The 14,690-nt window shown below is 73.3% G+C and carries 15 protein-coding genes, 1 tRNA gene and 1 pseudogene; 11 read left to right on the top strand and 6 right to left on the bottom strand.

Annotated features, from left to right (window positions below; genetic code table 11):
• Nucleotides 1-45: 45 nt before the first annotated feature.
• Together cysS and rlmB are read left to right on the top strand one after the other, a co-directional pair.
• Nucleotides 46-1,461 (top strand): cysteine--tRNA ligase, encoded by a 1,416-nt coding sequence (gene cysS, locus ACIBR0_RS27030; protein ID WP_396720270.1) that lies wholly within the window; start codon nucleotides 46-48, stop codon nucleotides 1,459-1,461.
• Nucleotides 1,461-2,594, top strand: coding sequence for a 23S rRNA (guanosine(2251)-2'-O)-methyltransferase RlmB (rlmB, locus tag ACIBR0_RS27025; RefSeq protein WP_396720268.1), 1,134 nt, complete (start codon nucleotides 1,461-1,463; stop codon nucleotides 2,592-2,594). Before cysS ends, rlmB begins: the two co-directional genes overlap by 1 nt.
• A 63-nt stretch (nucleotides 2,595-2,657) precedes the next feature.
• Here rlmB and ACIBR0_RS27020 read toward each other — a convergent pair whose 3' ends face one another.
• The gene (locus tag ACIBR0_RS27020; RefSeq protein ID WP_396720266.1) at nucleotides 2,658-3,749 is read right to left on the bottom strand and encodes an ABC transporter ATP-binding protein; all 1,092 of its coding nucleotides are present in this window, start codon (nucleotides 3,747-3,749) and stop codon (nucleotides 2,658-2,660) included.
• A gap of 331 nt (nucleotides 3,750-4,080) precedes the next feature.
• On the opposite strand from ACIBR0_RS27020, the gene ACIBR0_RS27015 reads away from it, so the two are divergent.
• Nucleotides 4,081-4,157: transfer RNA gene (locus tag ACIBR0_RS27015), tRNA-Thr, on the top strand.
• 72 nt (nucleotides 4,158-4,229) lie between these two features.
• Here ACIBR0_RS27015 and ACIBR0_RS27010 read toward each other — a convergent pair.
• Nucleotides 4,230-4,685 (bottom strand): hypothetical protein, encoded by a 456-nt coding sequence (locus tag ACIBR0_RS27010; protein ID WP_396720264.1) that lies wholly within the window; start codon nucleotides 4,683-4,685, stop codon nucleotides 4,230-4,232.
• A gap of 112 nt (nucleotides 4,686-4,797) precedes the next feature.
• Between ACIBR0_RS27010 and ACIBR0_RS27005 the strand changes: the two are divergent.
• The 5 genes and pseudogenes from ACIBR0_RS27005 to ACIBR0_RS26985 all read left to right on the top strand — a co-directional run.
• Nucleotides 4,798-4,929, top strand: a pseudogene (locus tag ACIBR0_RS27005) (XRE family transcriptional regulator); the annotation flags it as partial.
• The gene (locus ACIBR0_RS27000) at nucleotides 4,923-5,117 is read left to right on the top strand and encodes a DUF397 domain-containing protein (protein ID WP_396720262.1); all 195 of its coding nucleotides are present in this window, start codon (nucleotides 4,923-4,925) and stop codon (nucleotides 5,115-5,117) included. The pseudogene ACIBR0_RS27005 and the gene ACIBR0_RS27000, both read left to right, overlap by 7 nt.
• Before the next feature lie 11 nt (nucleotides 5,118-5,128).
• Nucleotides 5,129-5,530 carry an AraC family transcriptional regulator gene (locus tag ACIBR0_RS26995; RefSeq protein ID WP_357035137.1) on the top strand — a complete coding sequence of 134 codons (402 nt, stop codon included), beginning with the start codon at nucleotides 5,129-5,131 and terminating at the stop codon, nucleotides 5,528-5,530.
• Nucleotides 5,531-5,565: 35 nt separating this feature from the next.
• Nucleotides 5,566-5,985, top strand: coding sequence for a VOC family protein (locus ACIBR0_RS26990; protein WP_396720338.1), 420 nt, complete (start codon nucleotides 5,566-5,568; stop codon nucleotides 5,983-5,985).
• A gap of 2 nt (nucleotides 5,986-5,987) precedes the next feature.
• Nucleotides 5,988-6,605, top strand: a complete 618-nt coding sequence (locus ACIBR0_RS26985; protein WP_396720259.1) for a histidine phosphatase family protein — start codon at nucleotides 5,988-5,990, stop codon at nucleotides 6,603-6,605.
• A gap of 26 nt (nucleotides 6,606-6,631) precedes the next feature.
• Here the strand turns inward: ACIBR0_RS26985 and ACIBR0_RS26980 are convergent, their stop codons facing one another.
• Both ACIBR0_RS26980 and ACIBR0_RS26975 read right to left on the bottom strand, forming a co-directional pair.
• The gene (locus ACIBR0_RS26980) at nucleotides 6,632-7,210 is read right to left on the bottom strand and encodes a TetR/AcrR family transcriptional regulator (RefSeq protein ID WP_396720257.1); all 579 of its coding nucleotides are present in this window, start codon (nucleotides 7,208-7,210) and stop codon (nucleotides 6,632-6,634) included.
• Nucleotides 7,207-8,820: a succinic semialdehyde dehydrogenase gene (locus ACIBR0_RS26975; RefSeq protein WP_396720255.1), complete on the bottom strand. Its 1,614-nt coding sequence runs from the start codon at nucleotides 8,818-8,820 to the stop codon at nucleotides 7,207-7,209. The genes ACIBR0_RS26980 and ACIBR0_RS26975 overlap by 4 nt, the downstream gene beginning before the upstream one ends.
• A 112-nt stretch (nucleotides 8,821-8,932) precedes the next feature.
• Here ACIBR0_RS26975 and ACIBR0_RS26970 point away from each other — a divergent pair, with 112 nt between their 5' ends.
• The 3 genes from ACIBR0_RS26970 (at nucleotide 8,933) to ACIBR0_RS26960 (ending at nucleotide 12,174) form a co-directional block, all read left to right on the top strand.
• Entirely contained in the window at nucleotides 8,933-9,742 is an 810-nt protein-coding gene (locus ACIBR0_RS26970; RefSeq protein ID WP_396720253.1) for a LysR family transcriptional regulator, read from the top strand.
• A 68-nt stretch (nucleotides 9,743-9,810) separates the two neighbouring features.
• On the top strand, nucleotides 9,811-10,584 hold the full coding sequence (locus tag ACIBR0_RS26965) for an enoyl-CoA hydratase/isomerase family protein (RefSeq protein ID WP_396720251.1): 774 nt from the start codon (nucleotides 9,811-9,813) through the stop codon (nucleotides 10,582-10,584).
• Nucleotides 10,585-10,656: 72 nt separating this feature from the next.
• Nucleotides 10,657-12,174: a protein kinase gene (locus ACIBR0_RS26960; RefSeq protein WP_396720249.1), complete on the top strand. Its 1,518-nt coding sequence runs from the start codon at nucleotides 10,657-10,659 to the stop codon at nucleotides 12,172-12,174.
• A gap of 116 nt (nucleotides 12,175-12,290) precedes the next feature.
• Here ACIBR0_RS26960 and ACIBR0_RS26955 read toward each other — a convergent pair whose 3' ends face one another.
• Both ACIBR0_RS26955 and ACIBR0_RS26950 read right to left on the bottom strand, forming a co-directional pair.
• Nucleotides 12,291-12,734, bottom strand: a complete 444-nt coding sequence (locus ACIBR0_RS26955; RefSeq protein WP_357030957.1) for an HNH endonuclease — start codon at nucleotides 12,732-12,734, stop codon at nucleotides 12,291-12,293.
• Nucleotides 12,735-13,005: 271 nt separating this feature from the next.
• Nucleotides 13,006-14,535 carry an FAD-dependent oxidoreductase gene (locus tag ACIBR0_RS26950; protein ID WP_396720247.1) on the bottom strand — a complete coding sequence of 510 codons (1,530 nt, stop codon included), beginning with the start codon at nucleotides 14,533-14,535 and terminating at the stop codon, nucleotides 13,006-13,008.
• Nucleotides 14,536-14,690 lie beyond the last annotated feature (155 nt).

Genomic DNA, 14,690 nt, shown 5'->3' with positions numbered 1-14,690 from the left:
CGGCTCCGGCCGACCCGGACAAGCGCCGACGGCTACCCTTGTACGGTGACGCTACGCCTCTATGACACCGCCACCCGATCGGTGCGGGACTTCGTCCCCCGGGAAGCCGGCAAGGTGGGCGTCTACCTGTGTGGTCTCACGCTCCAGGCTCCGCCGCACATCGGTCACCTTCGCTCGGGCGTCAACTACGACGTGTTACGACGCTGGCTGCTGGTGAGCGGCTTCGAGGTCACGTTCATCCGCAACCTGACCGACATCGACGACAAGATCCTCGTCAAGGCCGGAGAGCAGGGCAGGCCGTTCTGGTCGATCGCGTACGCGAACGAGCTGAAGCTGGCCGAGGCGTACCGGGCGCTGAACGTGCTGCCGCCGACGTACGAGCCGCGCGCCACCGGGCACATCCCGGAGATGCACGAGCTGATCGCCAAGCTGATCGCCGACGGCCACGCCTACCCGGCGACCGACTCCTCGGGCGACGTCTACTTCGACGTGCGGTCCTGGCCGGCGTACGGGTCGCTGTCGAACCAGTCGCCCGACGACATGCAGTCCGCCGAGGACGCCCCGGAACGGGGCAAGCGCGACCCGCGCGACTTCGCGCTGTGGAAGGGCGCCAAGCCGTCCGAGCCGGCCGACGCGTACTGGCCTTCGCCGTGGGGTCGGGGCCGCCCCGGCTGGCACATCGAGTGCTCGGCGATGTGCTGGCGCTACCTGGGCGCGGAGTTCGACATCCACGGCGGCGGGCTGGACCTGACCTTCCCGCACCACGAGAACGAACTGGCCCAGTCGCACGCCGCCGGGCTGCCGTTCGCCCGCTTCTGGGTGCACCACGGTCTGCTCAACATCGGCGGCGCGAAGATGGGCAAGTCCGCCGGCAACGCGCTCGACCTGACGTACGTCGACTCGCTGGGCGTACGCCCGGTGGATCTGCGGTACTACTACGCCGCCGCGCACTACCGGTCGGTGATCGACTACTCGGAGGACGCGCTGCGCGAGGCGGCCGTCGCGTACCGGCGGATCGAGGGCTTCGTGCAGCGTGCGACCGAACGGGTCGGCGCGGGCCAGCTCGGCGCGCTGCCGGCGGCGTTCACCGCCGCGATGGACGACGACCTGAACACCTCGGCGGCGCTCGCCGTGCTCCACGAGGTGGTGCGGGACGGCAACACGGCCCTGGCCGCCGGTGACGATGTGACCGTCCGCACGGCGCTCGGCGCTGCCCGCGCGATGCTGGATATCCTCGGGGTGGACCCCCTCGACCCGGCGTGGACCGGTGGTGGCCGTGCGGACGACCTGCGCGGCGTGGTGGACTCCCTGATCGCGCTGGCCCTGGAGCAGCGCGCGCAGGCGCGCGGCCGGAAGGACTGGGCCGCCGCGGACGCCGTACGCGACCAGCTCAAGCAGGCCGGTGTGGTGGTCGAGGACACCGCCCAGGGCCCCCGTTGGACTATTGGAGAGCAGGACTGATGGCCGGCAACTCGCAGCGCCGTGGCCGACGGCTGACGCCGAAGGCGGGCGCCCCCAAGGGCTCCGGCGGCAAGAACAAGGACTCCCTCGCCGGCCGGGGCAAGACCCTGCCCGCCGACGAGCGGCCCTGGCACAAGGCGTACTCGGGCACCGAGAAGCTGCCCCAGCGCACCGCCTGGAAGCAGGAGAAGGAGCGCCGGGCGGCGGTCGAGGAGGGGCGGGCCCCGAAGATCGGCCAGCCCGGCAGCAAGGACACCACCTGGGGCAAGGGCGGTGGCCGGGGCACGCCGAGCACCGGCGGTCGCGGCGCGGCGGGCCGGGGCGGCAAGCCGACCGGTCGTGGTGGGCCCCGGGTCGCACCGGGCCGCCGGTCCAACCCGTCCAAGGACAGCCCGGAGCTGTTGGTGGGCCGTAACCCGGTGCTGGAGTCGCTGCGCGCCCAGGTGCCGGCGACCGCGCTCTACACCGCGCAGGGTATCGACTCCGACGACCGGATCAACGAGATCATCCGCACGGCCGCGGACCGGGGCATCGCCATCCTGGAGATCAGCCGCGCCGAACTGGACCGGATGACCGGGGGCGTGCTGCACCAGGGCGTCGGCCTCCAGGTGCCCCCGTTCGCGTACGAGCCGTTCGAGGACCTCGTCGCGGCTGCCCTGGAGCAGCCCGCCCCGCTGCTGGTGGCGCTGGACGGGGTGACCGACCCGCGCAACCTCGGTGCGGTGATCCGGTCCGCCGCCGCCTTCGGCGCGCAGGGTGTCTTCGTACCCGAGCGGCGTGCCGCCGGGATCACCGCGACCGCCTGGCGGACCAGCGCCGGCGCGGCCGCACGCGTCCCGGTCGCCCAGGTGACCAACCTGACCCGGTCGCTGAAGGCGTGCCAGGACGCCGGGTTCGTGGTGGTGGGGCTGGACGCCGACGGTGACACCGACCTCTACGACCTGGAGGCCGCGGTCGGCCCGTTGGTCGTCGTCGTCGGCTCCGAGGGCCGCGGGCTGTCCCGGCTGGTCGGCGAGACCTGCGACCTGACCGTCAGCATCCCGATGATCTCCGACGTCGAGTCGCTCAACGCGAGTGTCGCCGCCGCCGTGACCCTGGCCGAGGTGTCGCGCCGCCGGGCCGCCGAGGCCTGACCCACGGCACAGAAACGAAAAGGGGCGGTCCGCCGAAGCGGACCGCCCCTTTCGTTTCGTACGTCAGATGCGGTCGCCGGTGGCCGCGTTGAACACGTGGCTGCGGCCCTCGCGCGGCTTGACGAACACGGTGTCACCCATGGTCGGCATGGTGCGGCGGTCGGTACGGACCACGAAGCGCTCGTTGTGGCCCTCGAGCGCGGCGTGGCCGTAGACGTTGGCGTCCGAGCCCAGGTCCTCGACCAGCTCGACGACGACCGGCATGCCGCCCTCGGTCGGGCTGACCAGGTCGCAGTCCTCGGGGCGGAAGCCGACGGTCACCTTGTTCTCGCCGCCCTCGGCGCGAGCCGCCTCGACCTGCTCCCGGGTGAGCGGGATGTGCAGGTCGGCGAACGCGGCACCACGCTCGTTGAGCGGAACCGTCTTGATGTTCATGGCGGGCGAGCCCATGAAGCCGGCGACGAAGACGTTGGCCGGGGTGTCGTAGAGCGCCCGCGGGGTGTCGACCTGCTGGAGGACGCCGTCGAGCATGACGGCCACCCGGTGACCCATGGTCATGGCCTCGACCTGGTCGTGGGTGACGTAGACCGTCGTGACGCCCAGCTTGGCCTGGAGGGAGGCGATCTGCGTACGGGTCTGCACGCGGAGCTTCGCGTCGAGGTTCGACAGCGGCTCGTCCATGAGGAAGACCTGCGGCTCGCGGACGATCGCGCGGCCCATGGCGACACGCTGGCGCTGACCACCGGAGAGGGCCTTCGGCTTGCGGCTGAGGTACTCCTCCAGCTGGAGCAGCGCCGCCGCCTCCTTGACCCGCCGGTCGATCTCGCTCTTCGAGGTCTTGCGCAGCTTGAGCGCGAACGCCATGTTCTCGTACACCGTCATGTGCGGGTAGAGAGCGTAGTTCTGGAAGACCATCGCGATGTCGCGAGCCTTCGGCGGGAGGTGGGTGACGTCCCGGTCGTCGATGTAGATCGAGCCCTCGTCGACGTCCTCGAGGCCCGCGAGCATGCGCAGGCTGGTGGACTTGCCGCAGCCGGACGGGCCGACCAGGACGAGGAACTCGCCGTCGCCGATCTCCAGGTCGAGCTGGTTGACGGCGGGGCGCTCGGTGCCCGGGTAGATCCGGGACGCCTTGCTGTACGTGACCGTAGCCATGGGGGGATGCTTCCTTTCACCGGCAGGAACGTGCCGGACGATCCGAGTGAAGGAGCGGCCGACCCGTTACCGGATCGGCCCACGGGCGCCCCCGGCGGGCCGGGATGTCATCCGTGTCACTGAACCGTAAACGCCTTCGCGCGTACTGCCAAGACGGGAACCTGTGGATGGGATGGACGGCATACACATACCGGTCAGGCGGGCACGGCGAGGCATCAATCGACGTATCACCCACCGCCGCGCCGGTCGGGTTGTCGACGTTTCCCATGCTCGGGACGCCTGCCGCGAGGGAAATCCGGACGTCAGTCGCTATGCTGACGTCGGCACGCACGCCCCTGTAGCTCAGCTGGCCAGAGCACTCGCCTTGTAAGCGAGATGTCGCCGGTTCGATCCCGGCCGGGGGCTCCAATTCCGCCTTGCGTTTCGGGGCCGTGGGCGCCACGAGAGCGCCCACCGCATCGCGTCGAGGTTCGCGCCGGCTCAGTACGGCTGGCCGCACACCTTCCAGGCGCCATCCTCCTTCACCAGCGGGAACACGTGCTGGTCGGTGAACCCGCTGTCCAGCACCAGGGCCATGCTCACCGTCGCCGACGTGCGGCCGTTGTAGCTCGACACGTTGACGCCGTTGACCTCATGGCTCCGGACCTTCGGCTGCCTGGCGACGCCCTCGACGAAAGCGTCCCTCGTGAACCTGCCGCGCGTGTCGCTGCACAACTGCCCGTACGCCTTGGCCGCATCGCCGGCCTCCAGGTCGCTCACGAACGACTCGGCGGCCTGCCGTGCCGGATCCGTCGCGCCCTTGACTCCCTTGAACAGGAAGAAGCCGCCGACGCCGGCGCCACCGCAGCACAGCACGACGACCACGCCGACAACGATCAACACGGTCCGTAGCGTCCGCCGCTTCGGCGGTGGGGGCACCTCGTACGGGTGGGTCATAGGTAGCGACGGTAGGGGATGCGAGAAACTTTCGGTGCCCCGAGCGCTGCGATGCCCTGCCGACGATCCACGCGGGACTCTGACCGGGAGCTGTGGACAAGAGCTTTCAGCCGCCGGCCTGCGCCCCGGCCAGGCAGGACGTTCGAACGACGTTGCCGCCCTCCGGGACGTCTGGGATACCGTGAGGTCGGTAGCGCTTCCGCGTGACCAGTCCATCGACTTCATGAGGGCAAGAACATGGATGCCTCGAAGGATGCGCGATGGCGCACGAGTATCCGCAGCAGTTCCAACGGCGGTGCCTGCGTCGAGGTCGCCGACAACCTGCCCGGCGTCGTCCTCGTCCGCGACACCAAGGACCGCGACGGCGGCACCCTCACCTTTACCCCGACCGCCTGGCGAGCCTTCGTCGCCGAGGTCGCCGACCGGGCCTGATCCGTCCCCACGTGAGCCGCGCCGTCGAGGAGAGCAACCGGGCGATGCTGCGCGCCCGGGACGCCATGGACCGGGCGTACGCCGAGCCACTGGACATCCCCGCGCTGTCCCGGATCGCGCACGTCTCCCCGGCGCACTTCATCCGGACCTTCCGCGCCACCTTCGGGGAGACCCCGCACCGCTACCTCCAGCGCCGCCGGGTGGAGCGGGCCATGTACCTGCTGCTGCACACCGACCGGGACGTCACCGACGTCTGCTACGCCGTCGGGTTCGGCAGCCTGGGCACGTTCAGCCGCACCTTCCGGCAGATCGTGGGGGAGTCCCCGTCGGAGTACCGACGGCGGAAGGCTCCGGCCGCCGCCGTGCCGAGTTGCTTCACGAAGGCGTGGACGAGACCGAGCAGTTTTGGATAAGCAGCAGGTCAGGGTGGGCGACTAGCGTTTCCGGCATGACGATGAACGCGATTTCCCGCTCCCAGATCTACGTCCTCGACCAGGACGAGGCGCTCGACTTCTACGTCGGCAAGCTCGGCATGGAGGTCAACACCGACCAGGATCTCGGCTTCATGCGCTGGCTGACGGTCAACCTGCCCGGTGACACGGAGCGCGAGATCCTGCTGGAGAAGCCGGGCCCGCCGGCCCTCGACCCGGCCACCGCCGAGCAGGTCCGTGAGTTGCTCACCAAAGGCGCGCTGGGCGGCTACCTCTTCATGACCACGGACGACGCCCACAAGACGTACGAGGACCTCGTCGCGAAGGGTGTGGAGATCACCGACGAGCCGATGGAGCGCCCGTACGGGATCGACTTCGGGATCCGGGACCCGTTCGGCAACAAGATCCGCATCGGCCAGATGTTCCCGCGTCAGTGACGGTGCCGACCCGACTGCTGCTCCTGGCCCGGCACGGCGAGCAGGAGCAGCCGTCCGGTGCCGAGACCACGGAGTCGGGGCTCTCCGAACGGGGTCGCCGGCAGGCGGCGCTGCTCGGCGAGCGCCTGTCCCGGGTGCCGCTGGACGCCGTCCACCACGGTCCGCTCCGCCGCGCCGTCGAGACCGCCGAGCTGGTCGCGGGGTCGCTGCCCGGAGTGCCGGTGTACGCCACCGAGCTGGCCGGTGACCACCTGCCGCACGACACGGATCCGGCCGCCGTGCCGCCCGCGTACGCCCGGTTTCTGGACGGGTTCACGGCGGCCGAGCGGGCCGACGGGCCGGGCATGACGGCGGCGGCGGTGCGGCGGTTCGGCCGGCCGCCGGACGGGGGGGACGTGACGGAGCTGGTGGTCACGCACGCGTTCCTGATCGCCTGGCTGGTGCGCGACGCCCTGGCCGCGCCGGAGCACCGCTGGCTGGGGCTCAACCCGCACAACTGCGGGCTGACCGTCATCCGCTACACCGACCGGCTGCCGCCACGGCTGGTCGCCTTCAACGACGTCGCGCACCTGCCGGCGGAACTGCGCGGCACCGGCCTGCCGCCGGAGTACCGGTTCTGACCGGAGCGGTGGATCAGAACGACGGATCAGCGGCGCAGGCCGGCCAGCAGGGTGTCGACCAGGGCGTCCGCGTCGGCCGTCGACATCCGACGGTGGGTGACCACCGCGCGCAGCCACACCGGCCCGAGCAGCAGGTCGGCGAGGAGCATGTCGTCGACCGGGCCGGCCAGTTCGCCACGTGCGACGGCGCGCCCGGTCACCTCGGTCACGTGGGCGCAGTGCTGGCCGAGCAGTTCGTCGGCCAGCCGGGCCAGCTCGGTGTCGGCGCCGGTGTGCGCGAGCACGTCGGCGGCGAGCCGGCCCGGCCCGTCGGCGAAGAACGCCGTCTTCGACCGGACCAGCGCCACCAGGTCCCCGCGCAGGGAGCCGGTGTCCGGCACGGGCAGGTCCCGGGCGATGGCGTGCCGGAACGTCGCCGCGACCAGCGCGGGCTTCGACGGCCACCAGCGGTAGAGGGTGGTCTTGTTGACGCCGGAGCGCCGGGCCACCCCCTCCACGGTCAGGCGTGCGTACCCGTCGGCGGCCAGCAGGTCGAGCACGGCGGTGTGGATGGCCTCGGCGCCGCGCGGGCCCCGCGCGGCCGGCCCGCCGCCGCTCGCGATCACAGCCCCGTACGGCGCAGCAGGCGCAGCGCCGAGGTCATCCGACGGGTCCAGGCCGCGGTCCGCTCGCCCGGCCGGTGGTACGCCGGTGCGAGGCCGAGCCCGCGCTGCCGGGCCACCGTCTTGACGCGGGTGAACCGGTGCAGCCCCTCGGCGCCGTGCCGGCCGCCGAGCCCGGAGTCCTTCCAGCCGCCCATCGGCGCGTCGATGCTGCCCCAGACCGCGCTGTAGCCGTCGTTGACGTTGACGCTGCCGGCGTCGATCCGGGCCGCGACCGCCTCGCCGCGTGCGCCGGAGCCGCTGAAGACGCTGGCGTTCAACCCGTACGCGGTGTCGTTGGCCAGCGCGACCGCCTCGTCGTCGGTGTCGAAGCGGTACACCGCGACCACCGGACCGAAGGTCTCCTCGGCGTACATGCGCATGCCGGGGGCGACGCCGGTGAGCACGGTCGGCTCGAAGACGTACGGGCCGATGTCCGGGCGGGGCCGGCCGCCGGTGTGCACGACGGCGCCCCGCGCGACGGCGTCGGCGACGTGCGCGGTGACGGTGTCGAGCTGACGGGCGGAGGCGAGCGAGCCGAGGTCCGCCCCGAAGTCGCCGACCACGCCGAGGCGCAGCGTGGCGGTACGGGCGACGAAGCGGCGGAGGAACTCGTCGTGCAGCCGGTCGGCGACGTACACCCGCTCGATCGAGATGCAGAGCTGGCCGGCGCTGGCGAAGCAGGCCCGGATCGCGCCCTCCACCGCCCGGTCCAGGTCGGCGTCGTCGAGCACCAGCAGCGGGTTCTTGCCGCCCAGTTCCAGCGATGCCGGCACCAGCCGTCGGGCGGCCTGGGCGGCGACCTCACGGCCGACCCGGGTGGAGCCGGTGAAGCAGACCTGGTCGGCGCGGTCGACGACGAGCGGGCCGACGACCGTGCCCTCACCCGCGACGATCTGCCACACCTCCGGGGGCAGTCCCGCCTCGACGGCGAGAGCGCGGACCCACAGCGCGCTGAGCATGGTGGCCGGGTCCGGTCTGTGCACCACGGCGTTGCCGGCCATCAGGGCGGGCAGCACCTCGGAGGCGGCCAGCGACAGCGGGTAGTTCCACGGGGAGACGACACCGACCACCCCGACGGGGAAGCGCAGCTCGACCGTCCGGGTGAGCACCGGCAGGGCACCGGTGCGCCGGCGGGAGCGCAGCAGCTTCGCGGCCGCGCGGGCGTAGTAGCGGGCGTTGATGGCGGTGTCGAGGACCTCCTCGACCGCGTGCCGCCGTGCCTTGCCGGCCTCCAACTGGATCAGGTCCAGCCCCTCGGCCTGCCGGTCGAGGACCAGGTCGTGCAGGCGCAGCAGGACGGCGGCGCGCCGGGAGACCCCCAGCGCGGCCCACGACCGCTGCGCGGTCCGCGCGGCGGCGAAGGCGTCGTCGACGTCGGCCGGGGTGCTCGACGGTACGTCCACCGTCCGCTCGTCGGTGAGCGGCGAGGTGGCGGTGAAGGTGGGCCCGGTGCCGCGCACCTGCGCGACGAGGGCGGGCGCGGTGGCGGGCAGCGCGGGCGGCGCCCCGACGACGACGGGGTTGCCGCCGGCCGGAGCGCCGGTCGACGGTACGTGCGTGGCGACGGTCATGCCCCACCGTATCGCAACGCAACGTCGCGTTGCACTCCGCGCTGTCCCACATCTCTGTGACGCCTCGAACACGGAAATAGTGGCTATTCCGCGGGGAATAGCCACTATTTCCGTGAAACTGCGGGCGCAGCCCACGGTCACCGCCCAGGTCCGCGCGCTGGAGGAGGCCCTCGGCCGACCCCTCTTCGACCGGGTACCCCGTGGCGTGGTGCCCACCGCCGCCGGTGACGAGCTGGCCCGGCGCGTGGCGGACCCGCTGGACCGGCTCGACACCGTGCTCGCCGACGAGCCGGGTACGCCGTACCCCCGGACGGTCTTCCTCGGCGGCCCGGCGGAGTTCCTCGCCGCGCGTGTCCTCCCGGCGGTGGCCGGCCTGGTCGCCGACGGCCTGGAGCTGCGGGTCACCGCCGGCCTGCCCGACCAGCTCCTCGACGACCTGGTCGCCGGCCGGCTCGACCTGGCGGTGACCAGCGTGCGCCCCCGGCGCCGGGGACTGACCGCCGAGCCGTTGCACGACGAGGAGTTCGCGCTGGTCGCCGCGCCGGCCTGGGCCCGCCGCCTGCCGGATCCGGTCACCCCGCACGCGCTGCGCGGGGTGCCGTTGGTCGCGTACGCCGAGGAGGCCCCGATCCTGCGGCGCTGGTGGCGGACGGTGTTCGACACGCGGCTGACCCGGACGCCGAACCTGGTGGTGGCCGACCTGCGGGCGGTGCTCGCGGCCGTGGTGGCCGGCGCGGGGGCGAGCGTGCTGCCGACGTACCTCTGCGAGCGGCAGCTCGCCGCCGGTGAGCTGGTACCGCTGCTGCGGCCGGCGGTACCCCCGCTCAACACGCTCTTCCTGGCAACCCGGCCGCAGGTCGGCGGCCGGCGCGAGGTGCAGGCGGTACGGCGGGCCCTGCTGGACGCTGCCCCCGGCTGGTGAGGCGGCGGGCTCGCGCCGCTATGGTCGCCGCACCGGCGCCGCCGAGGGCGCGGCCGGTCGAAGGGGTGGTGACGGTGGCGGACGCGGACCTGCTCGTCGAGGTGACCGGTGCGGTCGCGACGGTGGTGATCCACAACCCGGGACGGCGCAACGCGATGACCACGGACATGTGGCGGCGGCTGCCGGACCTGCTGGACGGCCTGGAGGCCGACCCCGCCGTCCGGGCGCTGGTGCTCACCGGCGCGGACGGCACCTTCTGCGCCGGCGCGGACCTCGGGGATCTGGACGAACTGCTGGACGCCGGTGACGGCAGCATCGCCGTCGCCGCCGAGGAGCGGCTGGCGGCCTTCGCCAAGCCGACCGTCGCCGCCGTCCGGGGTGCCTGCGTCGGCGGCGGATGCCAGCTCGCGGTGGCCTGCGACCTGCGGATCGCCGCCGACGACGCGCGCTTCGGCGTACCGCCGGCACGGTTGGGACTGGTCTACCCGGCGCCGACCACCCGCCGGCTGGCCCGGCTGGTCGGCCCGGCGGCGGCCAAGCACCTGCTGTTCACCGCGGAGCTGATCGGCGCCGAGCGGGCGCTGCGGGTCGGTCTGGTCGACGAGGTGCTGCCCGGTGACGCGCTCGCCGCCCGGGTGGAGGAGATCACCGCCGCGGTCGTGGCCCGCTCACAGCTCAGCGTCGCCGCGGCGAAGGAGATCATCGACGGTCGTGCGGACGACGACCGGATCGCCTGGTGGCACGGCCAGGTGCGGGCGAGCGGCGAGGCCCGTGAGGGTGTCGCGGCCTTCCACGAGCGCCGGCCGCCCCGGTTCGGTTGGGCGCCGGGAAACGCGCGGTAGGGCCGAGCGTCGCATCGCGGCGACTCGATGTCGGGTGGTGCCGGGCCGGTCCGGTGCGGCAGGCTGTCCACTGTGCAGCGTGATCAGTTGCTCGCCGGCCGCTACCGGCTGGACGAGCGCCTCGGCAGGGGCGGCATGTCCGTGGTCTGGCGGGCCCACGACGAGGTGCTGGAACGGGACGTGGCGGTCAAGGTGCTCGTCGCGACGGATCCGGCTGCCCGGTGGCGGATCCGGGCGGAGGCGAAGGCGGCGGCCCGGCTGTCGCATCCGAACGTCACCAACGTCTACGACTACGGCGAGTCTCCGCTCGGCGGCGGCCAGGTTCCCTTCGTGGTCATGGAACTGCTGACCGGCACCACACTCGCGCAGCGCCTCACCGAGGGGCCGCTGCCGCCGAGGGACGCGCTGCGGATCGGGGCCGAGGTGGCCGCCGGTCTCGCCGCCGCCCACGGCGAGGGCCTGGTGCACCGGGACGTCAAACCCGAGAACGTGATGCTGACCCCGACCGGCGCGAAGGTCGTCGACTTCGGCATCGCGGCGGTCGCCGGCACACCGGAGATCGACGTCGAGGGGCGGCTCCTCGGCACCCCGGCGTACTTCGCCCCCGAACGGCTGGACGCCGGCGAGGTGATCGCCGCCTCCGACGTGTACGGGCTGGGCCTGCTGCTGCACCGGATGCTCACCGGCCGGCTGCCGTGGCGGCGGGAGACCGGGACCGGGATGCTGCGCGCCCACGCGTACGACGAGCCGGCCCCGCTGCCCGACGTCGAGGGGGTGCCACCCGAGGTCGGTCGTCTCCACCGCTGGTGCCTGGCGAAGGACCCGGTGGACCGGCCGACCGCCGCCGAGGCGGCCCGGGTCCTCACCGCCGCGCTGGCCGGGAGACCCGAAGCCGCGGCGCTGGCCGGTAGACCCGACCCCGACGCGAGCGCGCGCGCCGATCCGGCCGGCGGGCATCCGGACGGGAAGCCACCGGCCCTGCGATCCCCGGCCACCCCGCCGGCCCGCGCCGCTCGTGCCGTCACCGGGCGGCGGGTCCGGCTGGGCTCCCGGGCGCTCGTGGCGGTCGGCGCGGCCGTACTCGGCGTGGTGGCGCTCGCCGGCACGCTGGGCGAGCCCGCGTTCCGGCGGCCCGGCGCAGCCGACGAGCCGGAGACCGGTTTCGGGACCGGCGACACGTCCAGCGTCGCGCTGCCGGCCACCGCCGCGGCGCCCCGGGCACCGGCCCCGTCGGTCGGTGCCCCGTCCAGCGGGCCGTTGACCGCCCGGTCCCCCCGCGCGAGCGCGTCCGCCCCCGTGTCACCGGACGTCGGTGCGACGCCGTCCGGCGGTCCCACACCGACCCCGTCGACGGGTCAGACGACCACGGACGTCTCGGCGCGCGGCGGCACGGTGTCGGTCCACTGTGCCGACAGGTCGGCCGAGATCGTCGTCGTCACCCCGGCCACCGGCTACCAGATCGGCACGTACGAGCCAGGACCGGCCCGGGAGGTGCGGGTCGAGCTGGTGTCCACCGGACACCGCAGCGTCGTCACCGTGCGGTGCGCCAACGAGCGGCCGGTCCCCCGGATCAGGGAGCAGGACGGTTGACAACCCGTCCCACCGGCCCGGTCGGGCACGGACCGGTGGGACGGGCGAGGGGCCGGCGGGCGCCGCGCCGGGGGCGTACCCCCGGTGCGGCCCCCCGTTCCCGCCGGCCGGTCACCTCACCGCCCCGCCAGCGCCGCCCAACTCGGCGTCACCGGCTCCCGGCGCAGCGGCATGCCCGCCTCGTCCGGCGTGCGGTCGCCCTTGCGCTGGTTGCACGCGTAGCAGGCGGCGGTGGTGTTCCGCCACGTGTTCCGGCCGCCGCGCGAGCGGGGCAGGATGTGGTCGATCGTGGTCGCCGTCCCGCCGCAGTACGCGCAGCACCGCCCGTCCCGGCGCAGCACGCCGGCGCGGGACCAGGCCGGGCCGGAACTGAACCGCCAGCGGGTGACGACGTACCGGACCAGCCGGACGACCCGGGGCATCGGGAAGACACCGATCACCTGGTCCGGCTCGGCCTCGTGGATCTCGGCGACCCGGCGGCAGAGCATCCGGATCGCGTGCTGGACGGTGACCCGGTGCAGCGGGCCGAGGTCGGCGTTGACGACGAGGACGGCGTCCACCGGTGTCTCCTTCCATGAGTCGTGCGGGGCCCGGGCAACGGAAGAGCCGCCCGCTCCCCGGGTGGGAACGGGCGGCTCGACGTCGTGTCGTCGTACACGTCAGTCGGGCCGGCCGTCCCCGGGGTCTTCGCTCCGCCGACCGCCGGCGGGCAGCGTCGACGGCACGAGGGTGTCGTGCGACATCGACATGCTGAACTCCCGGAACGGTGGTCGGCCTTGCATGATCACGGTAGGTCGGCCCGGTGGGGCGGGCAACGGATTTCGATGCGGTTCAGCCGCGCCGGGCGAGCAGCCCCCGGGGACGGATCGAGCGGACCGGCTCGGCGGCGCCGCCGGTGGCCCGCAGGATGTGGTTCGCGGCGAGGATGCCGGTGGCCGCCGAACGTTCCATCAGCGCACTGGGGAACTCCGTCCGGATCCCGTCCCCGGCCAGGTAGAGACCGTCGACGTCGGTGCGTACCCCCGGCCGCCAGGCGTGACTGCCGGGAGTGAAGGCCGGCGCCTGCGCCTCCACCCGCGCCCGCAGTTCCCGCACCCGCAGTCGGGCCGTCTCCGGCCAGAGCGCGGTCAGCTCGGCGCGCATCCGCTCGGCCAGCTCCTCGGCGGGCACGCCCGGCTCGCAGGCGTACGCGTGCAGCTCGACCACCGAGCCGCCGGTGCGCTCGGCCCAGCGGCGGGACTCGTTCTCCAGCCGGTGGTAGAGGGTCACCGAGTCCAGCGTCGGCTGCCGGGACACCCCGCTGAACACCGCCCGGTCCGGGTTCACGTCCCCGTCGCACCAGTAGCGCGCCACCGCGTACGGCGGACCGGCCTGGCCGAACGCGGGCATCCGCGCCGCCAACTCGGGAGCGACCTCGGCGAGGGTGGGGGAGGCCGCGACCAGCGCGGCGAGCGCGGGCGGGTCGACGGCGAGCACGACGTGCCCGGCCGGGTACGACGTGCCGTCCGCGGTCTCCACCCGCCACCCGGCGGCGTCGCGGGTCAGCGCCGTGGCCGCCGCGCCGGTGACCACCCGGCCGCCGTGCTTCTCCACGTGCCGGGTCAGCGGCTGCCAGATCGCGGTCGCGTAGTCCTCGTCCGGGCAGTCGAAGGCCAGCCCCTCCGGGTTGCCCAGCAGGTAGAAGTGGAACTGGGCGATCATCTCGGCGGCCGACATCTCGGCCTCGTGGTTGAAGAACGAGTGGGAGAAGACCTCGAAGAGCATCGCCCGCGCCCGGTCCGGCAGTTTCAGCGAGGTGAGCAGCTCGTCGGCGGTGGTGTCGTCGAACTCGGCGTACGTGCGCACCGGATCGTAGGTGAGCAGCGGCAGGGCCGCGTCCCGGTCCATGCCGCGCAGGTCGCCCAGGCGCAGGCTCGGGCTGCGCAGCAGCAGCGCGAGGAGGTTCGCCGGCGGGGCGGGCGGCAGCTTGCCGAACTCCTCGGTCGGCCACCGCTCACTGAGGATGGGGTAGCCCGGGATCGGCTTGAGGAAGCCCAGGTGCGGGTCGACGCGGCGCAGGATGGACCGCCAGTTGTAGTACTGCCGGAAGAACGCGTGGAAGCCGTGCTCGTTCTGCTGCGGCCCGTCGGGCAGCTCCTCCGGCCAGGCGCCGAGCCGTCCGCCGAGGGTCGGGGCGGCCTCCAGCACCGTCACGTCGACGCCCCGCTCGGCGAGCACCACGGCCGCCGACATGCCGGCGATCCCGCCGCCGACCACCACCGCCGTGACCGGCTGCGGCACTCGGGAGGCGCCACCGCCGCCGGGATCCACCTCGTGCTCGCGTACGCCGATGAGCCGACCGAACACCTGCGACAACGCCATGTGCACCTTCTTCGCCCGCTGTGGCCTCCAGTCTGCCTGAGGTGAAAGGAAGGGACCCCTCTTAGTGAGTGTTTGAGAATTCGGCTCAGGTGTTGGTTGCCTGGGCCGGATTCGTGTGTCGGGCTAGGCGGGTGGCCATGACGTGGATCATGGCC

The organism is Micromonospora sp. NPDC049497, from assembly GCF_044465805.1.
Taxonomy (GTDB): domain Bacteria; phylum Actinomycetota; class Actinomycetes; order Mycobacteriales; family Micromonosporaceae; genus Micromonospora.
The sequence above is the reverse complement of the archived record's forward strand: the minus strand, read 5'-3'. Positions and strand labels throughout refer to the sequence as shown.

Coding starts and splice junctions, on each gene's coding strand:
- ACIBR0_RS26990 (WP_396720338.1), top strand. CDS start 5,566: ATGACGATGAACGCGATTTCCCGCTCCCAGATCTACGTCCTCGACCAG.
- ACIBR0_RS27000 (WP_396720262.1), top strand. CDS start 4,923: ATGGATGCCTCGAAGGATGCGCGATGGCGCACGAGTATCCGCAGCAGT.
- rlmB (WP_396720268.1), top strand. CDS start 1,461: ATGGCCGGCAACTCGCAGCGCCGTGGCCGACGGCTGACGCCGAAGGCG.
- ACIBR0_RS26975 (WP_396720255.1), bottom strand. CDS start 8,820: ATGACCGTCGCCACGCACGTACCGTCGACCGGCGCTCCGGCCGGCGGC.
- ACIBR0_RS27020 (WP_396720266.1), bottom strand. CDS start 3,749: ATGGCTACGGTCACGTACAGCAAGGCGTCCCGGATCTACCCGGGCACC.
- ACIBR0_RS26950 (WP_396720247.1), bottom strand. CDS start 14,535: ATGGCGTTGTCGCAGGTGTTCGGTCGGCTCATCGGCGTACGCGAGCAC.
- ACIBR0_RS27010 (WP_396720264.1), bottom strand. CDS start 4,685: ATGACCCACCCGTACGAGGTGCCCCCACCGCCGAAGCGGCGGACGCTA.